Origin of the sequence: Pseudomonas sp. EA_65y_Pfl2_P74, from assembly GCF_963970575.1 — a bacterium.
In the GTDB taxonomy this organism is placed as follows: Bacteria; Pseudomonadota; Gammaproteobacteria; order Pseudomonadales; family Pseudomonadaceae; genus Aquipseudomonas; species Aquipseudomonas baetica_A.
The window spans coordinates 38,909-51,094 of the sequence record NZ_CAXAOQ010000041.1; the positions used below are offsets into that span (position 1 = coordinate 38,909).

Here is a 12,186-nt window from a genome sequence, read left to right on the forward strand (position 1 = left end):
AGTTTGTCTAAAGGTATCGCTCTATCGGTTTCAGCCTCGGTGCTGTTTGCCGTCATGTATTACTACACTTCGCTGCTCACCCCGTTGAGTGGCGTGGAGATTTTTGGCTGGCGAATGCTGCTGACCGTGCCATGCATGACCGTGTTCATGCTGGTGTCCGGCGAATGGCGTCGGGTGCTGGAGCTGGTTCGCCTGATGGCATCGAAGCCGAAACTGATCACCGGGCTGTTCGTCTCGGCCGCCCTGCTCGGCGTGCAGTTGTGGCTGTTCATGTGGGCGCCGCTCAACGGCTACAGCCTCGACGTATCGCTGGGCTACTTCCTGCTGCCTCTGGCGATGGTGCTGACCGGCCGGATCGCCTACGGCGAGAGCCTGTCGTACCTGCAAAAGGTGGCGGTGTTCTTCGCAACACTCGGCGTGTTGAACGAGCTGTATCAGGTCGGCGGTTTTTCCTGGGCGACGCTGGTGGTCGTGGTCGGTTATCCGCTGTACTTCGTGCTACGCAAATACCTGAACACCGACAACCTCGGCGGGCTGTGGGTCGACATGAGCCTGATGCTGCCGGTTGCCTACTGGTTCGTGCACGGCGGCGAGCAGGGTTTTACTGTGTTCGATCAATACCCGGGGCTGCTGTGGCTGATTCCGTTGCTGGGCCTGATCAGTGCTTCGGCGTTGGTGGTGTACATCATCGCCAGCCGTTTGTTGCCTTTCAGTCTGTTTGGGTTGTTGAGTTATGTGGAGCCGGTGTTGCTGCTCGGTGTGGCGCTGTTGCTCGGTGAGAGCATCAAGTCGGGTGAGTGGCTGACGTACATTCCGATCTGGCTGGCTGTATTGGTGTTGATCTTCGAAGGCTTTAAACACCTGATGCGCCAACGCAGATCTTAAATCCAGCACAAAAAAAATTCCGGCCCTGCATCACTGCAGGCCGGGATTTTTCATTTCAGTTGCGTATTACTCAGTGGCGAGCACACCACGACGCACCTGATCACGCTCGATCGATTCGAACAGTGCCTTGAAGTTACCCTCGCCGAAACCATCGTCGCCTTTGCGCTGGATGAATTCGAAGAACACCGGGCCCATCAGGGTTTCCGAGAAGATCTGCAGCAGCAAACGCTTGTCGCCCTGCTCCGACGAACCGTCGAGCAGAATGCCGCGCGACTGCAATTGATCAACGGGTTCGCCGTGGTTCGGCAGACGGCCTTCGAGCATCTCGTAGTACGTTTGCGGCGGCGCGGTCATGAAGCGCATGCCGATTTTCTTCAGTTGATCCCAGGTCTTGATCAGGTCGTCGGTGAGGAACGCGACGTGCTGGATGCCCTCGCCGTTGAACTGCATCAGGAACTCTTCGATCTGCCCGGCGCCCTTGGACGACTCTTCGTTCAGCGGGATGCGGATCATGCCGTCCGGCGCGGTCATGGCTTTGGAGGTCAGGCCGGTGTATTCGCCCTTGATGTCGAAGTAGCGGATCTCGCGGAAGTTGAACAACTTCTCGTAGAAGTTCGCCCAGTAGGCCATGCGACCGCGATACACGTTGTGGGTCAAGTGGTCGATGATCTTCAGGCCTGCACCAACCGGGTTGCGATCAACGCCTTCGATAAACACAAAATCGATGTCATAGATCGAGCTGCCTTCGCCGAAACGGTCGATCAGGTACAGCGGCGCGCCGCCAATGCCTTTGATCGCAGGAAGGTTCAGCTCCATGGGACCTGTTTCGATGTGGATCGGCTGAGCGCCGAGTTCCAGTGCGCGGTTGTAGGCTTTTTGCGAATCCTTGACCCGGAATGCCATGCCGCACACCGACGGGCCGTGCTCGGCCGCGAAGTATGAAGCAACGCTGTTCGGTTCGTTGTTGAGGATCAGGTTGATCGCGCCCTGACGATACAGGTGCACGTTTTTGGAGCGGTGGGTCGCGACTTTGGTGAAGCCCATGATCTCGAAGATCGGCTCCAGGGTGCCGGGTACCGGCGACGCGAGCTCAATGAATTCAAAGCCCATCAGGCCCATTGGGTTTTCGTATAAATCTGCCATGGTGACGCCTCATCATTCTTATCAAATTAACCAGAGTTATTTGTCAGTAATGCTGAGAGCGGTGGGCGGAGCGCAGGAGATGCCACGCACGCTGCGGGCGAGGAAGTCACCGTAGATCAGTTGAAACCCGAATATCTTCATTGTCGACCCAAGGCTCTTGCGGGCGAGGCTTCTGCTGCCAGAAGACGATTATTATTGTATGCGTAAACCGATTCTACACAGCGTAAATAAGGTTGTCTGCCCTCTCTATAAAATCCGCTTTTCTGCGGGCGATGCAAGGGGTCTGTTGCGGCGCACAGAACAGCACTGGCTTTACCGGGCAGGCTACTGATCGGCTGCACAAGCGTTATCCGCCATCTATCATCCCCCTGAACGAACTGTTTGTAAGCGTTGCACCGGTGCCCGGTCTGCATTCGAGAGCCCCATTTTTCAGCCACAGGATGCGCCTATGCCGCTAACCGTCAGATCTCGCCGCAAACGTAGCACCCGTATTGCCGTGACATTGCTCTGCGGCCTGCTTCCAATGTTGCTGGGCAGTGTGATTCTTTACCTGCAGGCCGAACGTACTCTCCAGCAGAGCTCACAGCAGACAGCCGTGGAGGCATTGCGCCAGTTTGAACTGATGCTCGACAACACCGCCCAAGCGGCCCGCGAGTTATTGCCGCTGGCCGGCCAGCGTTGCGAGGACGTCAAACTGGCCCTGCGCGAGCAAGTCACCCGCCGGCCCTTCGTGCGCTCGACCAATCTGGTGTGGGATCACAACCTCTATTGCAGTTCGTTGTTCGGCAACTACAAGGAAGCCGTCAACGCTGGTGATTACACACAAGGCAAGTTGTGGTTGATGAACGGCAACCCGGTAACACCGAATACTGCGTTGCTGGTGTATCGACTCAGCGAAGGTCGTGGCAGTGCATTGACGACACTGGACGGCTATCACCTGAGCAACGTGCTGCGGTTGATTGGCCCGCAAAGGTTGCTCTTGCTGCAAGTGGGCGACAACTGGCTGTCCGCCAATGGCGAGGTACACAAAGGTGCCCTCCCCGTACTGCCGATAGCGCAGAGTACGCTCGACTCTTCGCGCTACGCATTCAGTGTGTCGGCGGGCTATCCCAAGGGTGAAGTCTGGCGCTACATGACCCACGAGTATCCGCCGCTGTTCAGCCTGCTGGTTTTCTTTGGCGTGGTCTCGGCCGCGATCAGCCATGTCCTGCAAAAACGCGCCACCTCGCCGAGCCACGAAATGCTCCGGGCCTTGGATGCCGGCGAATTCATTCCGTACTTCCAGCCGGTGGTTCATGGCGAGAGCAAAAAGTGGTCGGGCGCCGAGGTGCTGATGCGCTGGAACCATCCAAAAGAAGGCCTGGTGCGTCCGGACCTGTTTATTCCGTTCGCCGAACACTCAGGCTTGATCGTGCCAATGACCCGCGCCTTGATGCGACAGACAGCGGCGTTGCTGGGACCACCGTCATCGACCTTCACCACACCGTTTCACATCGGTATCAACATCACGGCAAGCCATTGTCAGGATCTGGAACTGGTGGAAGACTGCCGCGAATTTCTCACCGCCTTCGCACCCGGGAGCATCAACCTGGTGCTGGAGTTGACCGAACGCGAGCTGATCGAGCCCACCGAGACAACACGGCAACTGTTTGAACAACTGAACGCCATGGGCGTGATGATCGCCATCGACGATTTCGGCACCGGTCATTCAAGCCTGGGTTATTTGCGCAAATTCAATGTGGATTTCCTCAAGATCGATCAGAGCTTCGTCGCCATGATCGGCGTCGATGCGCTCTCACGGCATATTCTCGACACCATCATCGAACTCTCGGCCAAGCTGGATCTGGGCATTGTTGCCGAAGGTGTCGAAACTCAGGCGCAGGCCGACTATCTGACTGCCCACAACGTCAACTTCCTGCAGGGCTATCTTTACGGCAAACCCATGCCGGCGGCAGACTTCATTAGTGCATTAAGTCACCATTAACTAACCAGAGATTAAGCGTGGCGCGCCCACAAGGCGCACCAAATTGATACAAAAGACCACTGTTGTTACATAAGTACAACGTCAGGATTTACTCCTGAGGCATTAACAACTACAATTTTTCTTGCCTGTGCAAGATTGGCAGGTGAGCCAATTATCACCGAGTCGCTACAAGGCTCTTGGCTTTTAGCTTTGTTTGCGGTTGGTATCAGCCAAACACACTATTGGAGTAAAGATATTGTCCAGACTCGCTGAATTTCGTGCAGCTGAAAAGGCCCTTCAGGAACAGCTCAAGCAGCTGGAATCGCTGAAGAACGATGCCGGGCTCAAGAAAGAAATCGAATTCGAAGAAAAGCTCCAAGGGCTGATGAAAACCTACGGCAAAGGCCTGAGAGACATCATCGCCATTCTCGATCCGAATCCGGCAAAATCCGGTCTGCAAACTACTGCAGCCCCTAAAACCCGCCGCGCTCGCGTGGTCAAGGTCTATCAGAATCCGCACACCGGCGAACTGATTGAGACCAAGGGCGGCAACCACCGCGGCCTTAAAGCCTGGAAGGAACAATACGGTGCAGCCACCGTTGATTCCTGGTTGCGCGGTTAATCCCACGCCAACAAACAAGCCCTGCATCAAGCAGGGCTTTTTATTGACAATATCTAACAAATGAAATGAATTTCATCGTGCAAGTTGAGCGCTTTCTGTAGCCTCCCCGACTCGTGAGACCTAAACATTTTGCCGCGCAATGTTGCGGAAATGGCCATCATTAAACTTTGTGCTTAATCCCTTCAGGTATCTAACCATGCCTTGAAAAGTACAGGCACTTAAAGTTTCAAGCTGTTTCTCACCGCCACGATCTCCTCCGCGCTTGCTTTATAAACCTCGGCCTGGCCGGCATAGGAAAGTACATAAGCCTTATCCGCATCAACCGCCGCCACCAGCGTTTGCGATAACACATGCCGGCCGTTTTCGGTCACTGTGCAAGTCGTCTCCAGTGCAGACAAAGCACCAAGCATCGTCGGATGCACCTTATTGCAGACACTCTGATACCCCCCCTGGAAAAAGTCCTTTTGTATCGACTTGCGCATTTCCAGCAACACACCCTGCAAGTTAACCTGATGACCCGATTCGACCCGAGTCATCGTGAGTTCCATCACCATCACCTGATTGCCATCGGCATCGTTCTTGACCGCCCGCTGACGGGAAACCTGCGGCGCCACATCAGTCAGCGCTTCGACCTCCCAGCCTGCGGGCCAGGTGATATCGGGCTCGCCGGCGAACACGCTCATGGCGATTAGCGAAAAGACAAAGTAAACAAACAGGGATTTGAACAGTCGGATCATTGCCGCAGACACTCGCAGATTGATCGGCAAAGTCTGAGGCTCGCCCGCGTGGAGGGCAAGCCTGCCCTTTCGTTTGGCGATGCCGACAGGCATGCGTATCATTGCGTCCATTCACTCGCCCCATCGTTATTGGAGGGCCCATGAGCCTCAAAGAACTGAACACCTTCCCCGGCGTCACGGCCACGCCAGACAGCGCAACCCGCAACTTCGTGTTCAACCACACCATGCTGCGTGTAAAAGACATCACCCGGTCGCTGGACTTTTACACCCGCGTGCTGGGTTTTTCGCTGGTTGAAAAACGTGATTTCCCGGACGCCGAGTTCAGCCTGTATTTCCTCGCACTGGTCGACAAGGCGCAGATCCCTGCCGACGCCGCCGCCCGCACCGAATGGATGAAGTCGATCCCGGGTATTCTGGAGCTGACGCACAACCACGGCACCGAGAGCGACGCTGACTTTGCTTACCACAATGGCAACACTGATCCGCGTGGCTTCGGTCACATCTGCATCTCGGTGCCGGACATCGTTGCTGCCTGCGCGCGCTTCGAAGAACTGGGCTGCGACTTCCAGAAACGCCTGAGTGATGGCCGCATGAAAAGTCTGGCGTTCATCAAGGATCCGGACGGCTACTGGGTCGAGATCATTCAGCCAGCACCTATGTAATTCAACACTCCTACGCTGTTTTTGTGTAAGGCACAAAAAACCCCATGATCACTCATGGGGTTTTGTGTTTTCAGGCCGGACGTTTACGCCGGAGCCGAAGTGCGGATCAAGTGATCGAAAGCACTCAGCGAAGCCTTGGCGCCCTCGCCCACCGCTATCACGATCTGCTTGTACGGCACGGTGGTCACGTCGCCCGCAGCGAAGATGCCGGGAATCGAGGTTTCACCACGGTTATCGACAATGATCTCGCCACGCGGTGACAACTCGATGGTGCCTTTGAGCCAGTCGGTGTTGGGCAACAGACCGATCTGTACAAAGATCCCTTCCAGCTCGACAGTACGCAACGCGTCAGCCTGACGATCCTTGTAACGCAAGCCATTGACCTTCTGCCCATCGCCTGTCACTTCAGTGGTTTGCGCACTGGTTATGACGGTCACGTTCGACAGACTGTGAAGTTTGCGCTGCAACACAGCGTCAGCACGCAGTTGTACGTCGAACTCCAACAGCGTCACATGAGACACGATACCGGCCAGGTCGATGGCTGCCTCAACACCGGAGTTACCGCCACCGATTACCGCTACGCGCTTGCCTTTGAACAGAGGGCCATCGCAGTGCGGGCAATAAGCCACGCCTTTGTTTCGGTATTCCTGCTCGCCCGGTACGTTCATTTCACGCCACCGTGCGCCGGTCGCCAGGATCACACTCCTGGCTTTGAGCGTCGCACCGCTGGCGAAACGGACTTCATGCAGCTCGCCGTTTTTGCCGGCAAGCAACTTGTCGGCGCGTTGCAAGTTCATGATATCGACGTCGTACTGTTTGACGTGCTCTTCCAGGGCCGTTGCCAGTTTCGGGCCTTCAGTCTCCTGTACGGAAATGAAGTTCTCGATGGCCATGGTGTCCAGCACCTGACCGCCGAAACGCTCGGCGGCAACGCCGGTGCGAATACCTTTACGCGCAGCATAGATAGCCGCTGAAGCACCGGCCGGCCCACCGCCAACCACCAGCACATCAAAGGCTTGTTTGGCGCTGATTTTCTCGGCCTGACGCTCGATGGCTCCGGTGTCGAGTTTGGCGAGAATTTCTTCCAGGCCCATGCGGCCCTGACCAAAATTTTCACCGTTGAGATAGATGCTCGGCACCGCCATGATCTTGCGATCATTGACTTCATCCTGGAACAGCGCGCCGTCGATGGCGACGTGGCGGATATTCGGGTTGAGCACGGCCATCAGGTTCAGCGCCTGGACCACGTCCGGACAGTTCTGGCAGGACAGCGAGAAATAAGTCTCGAAGCTGAACTCGCCTTTGAGCGAACGGATTTGCTCGATCACTTCAACACTGGCTTTCGAAGGGTGGCCGCCGACTTGCAGCAAGGCCAGCACCAGCGAGGTGAATTCGTGGCCCATCGGGATGCCAGCGAAACGCAGACTGATGTCTGCACCCGGGCGGTTGATCGAGAACGACGGTTTGCGTGCGTCATCACCGCTGTCGATCAGGGTAATTTGGCTCGAAAGACTGGCAACGTCTTTGAGCAGTTCAAGCATTTCACGGGATTTCGCACCGTCATCGAGAGAAGCAACGATCTCGATCGGCTGGGTGACCCGTTCCAGGTACGATTTCAACTGGGCTTTAAGATTGGCGTCCAACATACGGGCGATTTCCTTTATTTAAGGCGAAAAAAAGCCCGAGCGAATCTCGCCCGGGCTTTTCTATTGGGCGGTGCAGCTTACTTAAGTAGGTGCGGAGTCCCGCCCTGAGTTGCGTGTCACAGACTTAGATCTTGCCGACCAGGTCCAGGGACGGAGCCAGAGTGGCCTCGCCTTCTTTCCATTTGGCTGGGCAAACTTCGCCTGGGTGAGCAGCAACGTACTGCGCAGCCTTGATTTTGCGCAGCAGCTCGGAAGCGTCACGGCCAACGCCGCCATCGTTCAGCTCAACGATTTTGATCTGGCCTTCAGGGTTGATCACGAAGGTGCCACGGTCAGCCAGGCCAGCTTCTTCGATCAACACGTCGAAGTTGCGGGAGATAACCTGAGTCGGGTCGCCGATCATGGTGTATTGGATTTTGCCGATGGCTGGCGAGGTGTTGTGCCAGGCCGCGTGGGCAAAGTGGGTGTCGGTGGAAACGCTGTAGATCTCTACGCCCAGTTTCTGGAAGGCAGCGTAGTTGTCAGCCAGGTCTTCCAGCTCGGTTGGGCAAACGAAGGTGAAGTCGGCTGGGTAGAAGAACACGACCGACCACTTGCCTTTCAGATCAGCGTCCGAGACTTGAACGAAGTCGCCGTTTTTGAACGCGGTAGCTTTGAACGGTTTTACTTGGCTGTTGATGATAGGCATTGATGACTCTCCGTCAGGGGTTATGAAGTTGATGGGGTGAATCCTACCCACTCACTCGACGGATGGCTCATTGGCAAACCTGATGCTGCTGATTTGTTTTCGCTATTAGCGGGCTGTATTAATAGAAGAAAACGATATCTAGGGCGACAGCGGCTTATCCGTAATCCGGGCCATCCCTTGAAAGGGGCTGGCTTCAACATAGCGCATGGCTGACTTCATGTCCTTCCAGCCGACGTAACTCATCAGAGACTTCAGATCCCAACCACTTTGGTGAGCCCAGGTCGCAAAACCGCGACGCAGCGAGTGACTGGTGTACCCCTCGGCAGCGATACCGGCGCGCTCAAGCGCCTGACGCAACAGCGGTATCACACTGTTGGCGTGCAAGCCCTCCTCGCACAGATTGCCCCAGCGGTCGATGCCACGGAAAACCGGGCCGCGCACCAGAGCGGCTTCGTTGAGCCAATCGATGTATGCCTGAACCGGGCACAACTTCAAAAGTGCCGGGGTTTGATACGTTTGCCCGAGGTTTTCCCGATCACTCTTGCTGCGTGGCAGATACAGCGTAATGCCGCTGCCGGCCTGCGCCTGCACATGTTCAATCTGCAAGCGGCACAATTCATCACTGCGAAAACCACGCCAGAAGCCAAGCAGAATCAACGCGCGATCGCGGGATGCCTTGAGCAACTGCGGTCGATCCTGTTTTTCCTTCGCGGCTTTAGCCTCCTGCTCCAGCCAATCAACGACTCGCTCCAGATCCCGTAACTGCAGAGGTTCGGCTTGCTTCTCCTGGACCGGGTGCAAAGCGCGGATGCCCTTAAACACCTTACGCACTACGGGTGCTTTGGTCGGGTCGGCAAAACCTTGGCTGTTGTGCCACTGCGCCAGCGCCGACAACCGCAGCTTGAGCGTATTGATCGACAGCACGCCTGCATGCTCGACCAGATACCGCGCAACGTTGTCGGCCGTGGCCGGCAGAAATCCGCCCCAGCTCACTTCGAAATGTTCGATAGCCGCACGATAGCTGCGGCGGGTGTTGTCACGGGTGGCGGCTTGCAGATAGCGATCCATATCGCTCATGGGCTGTTTTCTCGCTGGCGTACTGATTCGCAGATCAAAAAGCGGATTTAATCACCTGACACTGGGTAATACCAGAATATCCCGCGTCTTAAATATCAAAGATTTATCTTTATTTTTGACATGGTACACTGCGTACTTTAGTGGCATGTACCACAGTACATAACCGTAGGAGCTCACATGGCCCGTGGCGGCATTACCAAAGCGCTGGTTCAGATCGCGCGCACAGCGATTCTGGCCCGAGGCGAACACCCGAGCATCGATGCCGTACGCATTGAAATGGGTAACACCGGCTCGAAAACCACGATCCATCGCTATTTGAAGGAGCTGGATGACGGCGCCCAGCCGATCGAGGCATCGGCGCAACCGATTGATGACGAGCTCACAGCACTGGTTTCACGCCTGGCGCAACGCCTGAAAGAGCAAGCCCAAGAGCCCATCGAGCAGGCCCGCGAGGCGTTTGGGCAGCAGCGTGAGGCATTGGAGTCGGAGCTTAAGCAGACCCGCCAGGCGCTCGAGCAGTTGGAGCAACAGCACGACATTCAGGGCGCTGCACTGGAGCGCGAATCCGAAGCACTGAACAACACCCGCTCGATGCTGCAAACCGAGCAAACCCGCAATGCCGGTCTGAATCAGGCATTGGCCGACTTTGAATTGCGCTTGCAGGACAAGGACGAGCAGATTCGCTCGCTAGAAGAAAAACACCTGCATGCCCGCGACGCGCTGGAGCATTACCGCAACGCCAGCAAAGAACAGCGTGAGCAGGAACAGAGCCGCCACGAAGGCCAGGTGCAGCAGCTGCAGGCGGAGTTGCGCCAAGCACAGCAAAGCGCACTGGTTCGACAGGATGAAATCACTCAGCTGCATCGCGACAACGAGCGCCTGCTCACCGAGAACCGTGGCACCCAGCGCGAATTGAGCCTGATGCAGGAGCAGCTCAAACAGAGCAATCAGCGTCAGGACCAATTGCTGGAGCAGGCCACCCGGGTCGACAGCGAACGCACCCTCCTCCAGGAACGCTTGCGTGTGGCATCACTGGAAAGTCAGACACTCAAGCAGAGCGTCGAAGAACAGACGTTGCTTAATCAGTCACTGGAAAAGGAGTTGACCAAGACTCAGGCGAGCCTGGAAGACAGCCTGCGCCTGGCGGCTACCGTTGCGGCAGCGCCAGACCCGGCCAAACCGAAAGACGCTTAAGCGCCGACCGGTGTACGCATGGTGACAAACTCTTCGGCGGCCGTCGGGTGAACCCCGATCGTGTCGTCGAAATCACGCTTGGTGGCGCCAGCCTTCAACGCAATCGCCAGCCCCTGCACGATTTCCCCGGCATCCGGGCCAACCATATGGCAACCGAGCACTTTGTCGGTCTTGCCGTCGACCACCAGCTTCATCAGCGTACGCTCCTGACACTCGGTCAGGGTCAGCTTCATCGGCCGGAAGCGGCTTTCGTAAATCACCACAACGTGCCCCGCCTCTCGGGCCTCCTCCTCGGTCAAGCCGACCGTACCGATGTTCGGCAGGCTGAACACCGCCGTCGGGATCATCTTGTAATCCACCGGACGGTATTGCTCCGGCTTGAACAGACGACGCGCCACTGCCATACCTTCGGCCAACGCCACGGGCGTGAGTTGCACGCGACCAATCACGTCGCCCAGCGCCAGGATCGAAGGCTCAGTGGTCTGGTACTGCTCATCGACCTTGATGAAACCCTTGTCATTGAGCTGCACGCCGGTGTTTTCCAGTCCCAGATTGTCCAGCATCGGACGGCGACCGGTGGCGTAGAAAATACAATCTGCTTCAAGGACTCGCCCATCCTTGAGGGTGGCTTTCAAGCTGCCATCAGCCTGTTTTTCGATGCTCGCGATATCGGTATTGAATTGCAGATCCAGCCCACGCTTGGTCAGTTCTTCCTGCAAATGCTTGCGCACCGCACCATCGAAACCACGCAAGAACAGATCGCCGCGATACAGCAGCGTCGTGTCTGCACCGAGGCCATGGAAGATGCCAGCGAACTCGACCGCGATATAACCGCCGCCCACCACCAATACGCGTCTAGGTAACGCTTTGAGGAAGAACGCCTCATTGGAGCCAATCGCATGTTCGTGCCCCGGAATCTGCGGGATGTGCGGCCAGCCGCCCGTGGCAATCAGGATATTTTTTGCAGTAAAGCGCTTTCCGTCGACTTCAACCTCATGCGGCCCCACGATCCTGGCATGAGCTTCATGCAGGGTCACACCGCTGTTGACCAGTAAATTGCGATAAATGCCGTTCAGGCGATTGATCTCGCGATCCTTGTTGGCAATCAGCGTTGCCCAATCGAAACCGGCCTCCCCCAGACTCCAGCCGAAACCGGATGCCTGCTCGAAGTCTTCGGCGAAATGCGCCCCGTACACCAACAGCTTTTTCGGCACGCAGCCGACGTTGACACAAGTACCGCCCAGATAACGGCTCTCGGCCACGGCCACTTTTGCACCAAAACCGGCCGCAAACCGCGCAGCCCGCACACCACCGGAACCGGCACCAATCACATAAAGGTCAAAATCGTAGGCCATTTCTATCTCCTCGGCAGGCGATCAGCATACCTGTAGGCACCCATCGGGCAAGCATTGCATTGATATAAGGGCGCAAAATGAAAAAGCCACCCGAACAGACTGTGTGAAAACACACTGATGAAGGCCCAACAAAACGCCCCGACTTGTTCGGGGCGTTTGTTTTTGTGCGGGCAACAGACGAAAAAAGGCCTTTCAGCCCATTAGCGCCATCAAC

The 12,186-nt window shown here is 56.5% G+C and carries 12 protein-coding genes; 5 read left to right on the plus strand and 7 right to left on the minus strand.

Annotated features, from left to right (window positions below):
• Positions 1-3: 3 nt before the first annotated feature.
• The gene (rarD, locus tag AACY18_RS25930; RefSeq protein ID WP_339466546.1) at positions 4-885 is read left to right on the plus strand and encodes an EamA family transporter RarD; all 882 of its coding nucleotides are present in this window, start codon (positions 4-6) and stop codon (positions 883-885) included.
• Between the two features lie 66 nt (positions 886-951).
• On the opposite strand, the gene hppD is transcribed toward rarD, so the two are convergent.
• Positions 952-2,028, minus strand: a complete 1,077-nt coding sequence (gene hppD, locus AACY18_RS25935) for a 4-hydroxyphenylpyruvate dioxygenase (protein WP_339466548.1) — start codon at positions 2,026-2,028, stop codon at positions 952-954.
• A 448-nt stretch (positions 2,029-2,476) separates the two neighbouring features.
• Here hppD and AACY18_RS25940 point away from each other — a divergent pair, with 448 nt between their 5' ends.
• On the plus strand, positions 2,477-4,012 hold the full coding sequence (locus AACY18_RS25940; RefSeq protein WP_339466549.1) for a cyclic diguanylate phosphodiesterase: 1,536 nt from the start codon (positions 2,477-2,479) through the stop codon (positions 4,010-4,012).
• Between the two features lie 235 nt (positions 4,013-4,247).
• Positions 4,248-4,613, plus strand: a complete 366-nt coding sequence (locus AACY18_RS25945; RefSeq protein WP_221729758.1) for a histone-like nucleoid-structuring protein, MvaT/MvaU family — start codon at positions 4,248-4,250, stop codon at positions 4,611-4,613.
• Positions 4,614-4,831: 218 nt separating this feature from the next.
• Here the strand turns inward: AACY18_RS25945 and AACY18_RS25950 are convergent, their stop codons facing one another.
• Positions 4,832-5,350, minus strand: coding sequence for a DUF4946 domain-containing protein (locus tag AACY18_RS25950; protein WP_339466561.1), 519 nt, complete (start codon positions 5,348-5,350; stop codon positions 4,832-4,834).
• Between the two features lie 140 nt (positions 5,351-5,490).
• Here AACY18_RS25950 and gloA point away from each other — a divergent pair, with 140 nt between their 5' ends.
• Positions 5,491-6,012, plus strand: a complete 522-nt coding sequence (gene gloA / locus AACY18_RS25955; RefSeq protein WP_339466550.1) for a lactoylglutathione lyase — start codon at positions 5,491-5,493, stop codon at positions 6,010-6,012.
• 83 nt (positions 6,013-6,095) lie between these two features.
• Here gloA and ahpF read toward each other — a convergent pair whose 3' ends face one another.
• From ahpF to AACY18_RS25970, 3 genes are all read right to left on the minus strand, one after another.
• Positions 6,096-7,658 (minus strand): alkyl hydroperoxide reductase subunit F, encoded by a 1,563-nt coding sequence (ahpF, locus tag AACY18_RS25960; protein WP_339466551.1) that lies wholly within the window; start codon positions 7,656-7,658, stop codon positions 6,096-6,098.
• Positions 7,659-7,782: 124 nt separating this feature from the next.
• A complete protein-coding gene (ahpC, locus tag AACY18_RS25965; RefSeq protein WP_007958941.1) occupies positions 7,783-8,346 on the minus strand; it encodes an alkyl hydroperoxide reductase subunit C in 564 nt (187 codons plus the stop codon).
• Positions 8,347-8,484: 138 nt separating this feature from the next.
• Complete coding sequence (locus AACY18_RS25970; protein WP_339466555.1) at positions 8,485-9,423, minus strand: site-specific integrase; 939 nt, start codon at positions 9,421-9,423, stop codon at positions 8,485-8,487.
• A gap of 177 nt (positions 9,424-9,600) precedes the next feature.
• Here AACY18_RS25970 and AACY18_RS25975 point away from each other — a divergent pair, with 177 nt between their 5' ends.
• Entirely contained in the window at positions 9,601-10,617 is a 1,017-nt protein-coding gene (locus AACY18_RS25975) for a DNA-binding protein (RefSeq protein ID WP_339466556.1), read from the plus strand.
• Here the strand turns inward: AACY18_RS25975 and gorA are convergent.
• On the minus strand, positions 10,614-11,972 hold the full coding sequence (gene gorA, locus AACY18_RS25980; protein WP_339466557.1) for a glutathione-disulfide reductase: 1,359 nt from the start codon (positions 11,970-11,972) through the stop codon (positions 10,614-10,616). The genes AACY18_RS25975 and gorA overlap by 4 nt on opposite strands.
• Positions 11,956-12,186 (minus strand): hypothetical protein (locus AACY18_RS25985; RefSeq protein ID WP_339466558.1); only part of this gene is annotated, 231 nt, incomplete at its 5' end. The genes gorA and AACY18_RS25985, both read right to left, overlap by 17 nt.

What these genes read in the sequence shown, in the direction of transcription:
- gorA (WP_339466557.1), bottom strand. Translation starts at nt 11,972, where the DNA reads ATGGCCTACGATTTTGACCTTTATGTGATTGGTGCCGGTTCCGGTGGT.
- ahpC (WP_007958941.1), bottom strand. Translation starts at nt 8,346, where the DNA reads ATGCCTATCATCAACAGCCAAGTAAAACCGTTCAAAGCTACCGCGTTC.
- AACY18_RS25950 (WP_339466561.1), bottom strand. Translation starts at nt 5,350, where the DNA reads ATGATCCGACTGTTCAAATCCCTGTTTGTTTACTTTGTCTTTTCGCTA.
- AACY18_RS25970 (WP_339466555.1), bottom strand. Translation starts at nt 9,423, where the DNA reads ATGAGCGATATGGATCGCTATCTGCAAGCCGCCACCCGTGACAACACC.
- hppD (WP_339466548.1), bottom strand. Translation starts at nt 2,028, where the DNA reads ATGGCAGATTTATACGAAAACCCAATGGGCCTGATGGGCTTTGAATTC.
- AACY18_RS25940 (WP_339466549.1), top strand. Translation starts at nt 2,477, where the DNA reads ATGCCGCTAACCGTCAGATCTCGCCGCAAACGTAGCACCCGTATTGCC.
- ahpF (WP_339466551.1), bottom strand. Translation starts at nt 7,658, where the DNA reads ATGTTGGACGCCAATCTTAAAGCCCAGTTGAAATCGTACCTGGAACGG.
- AACY18_RS25975 (WP_339466556.1), top strand. Translation starts at nt 9,601, where the DNA reads ATGGCCCGTGGCGGCATTACCAAAGCGCTGGTTCAGATCGCGCGCACA.
- gloA (WP_339466550.1), top strand. Translation starts at nt 5,491, where the DNA reads ATGAGCCTCAAAGAACTGAACACCTTCCCCGGCGTCACGGCCACGCCA.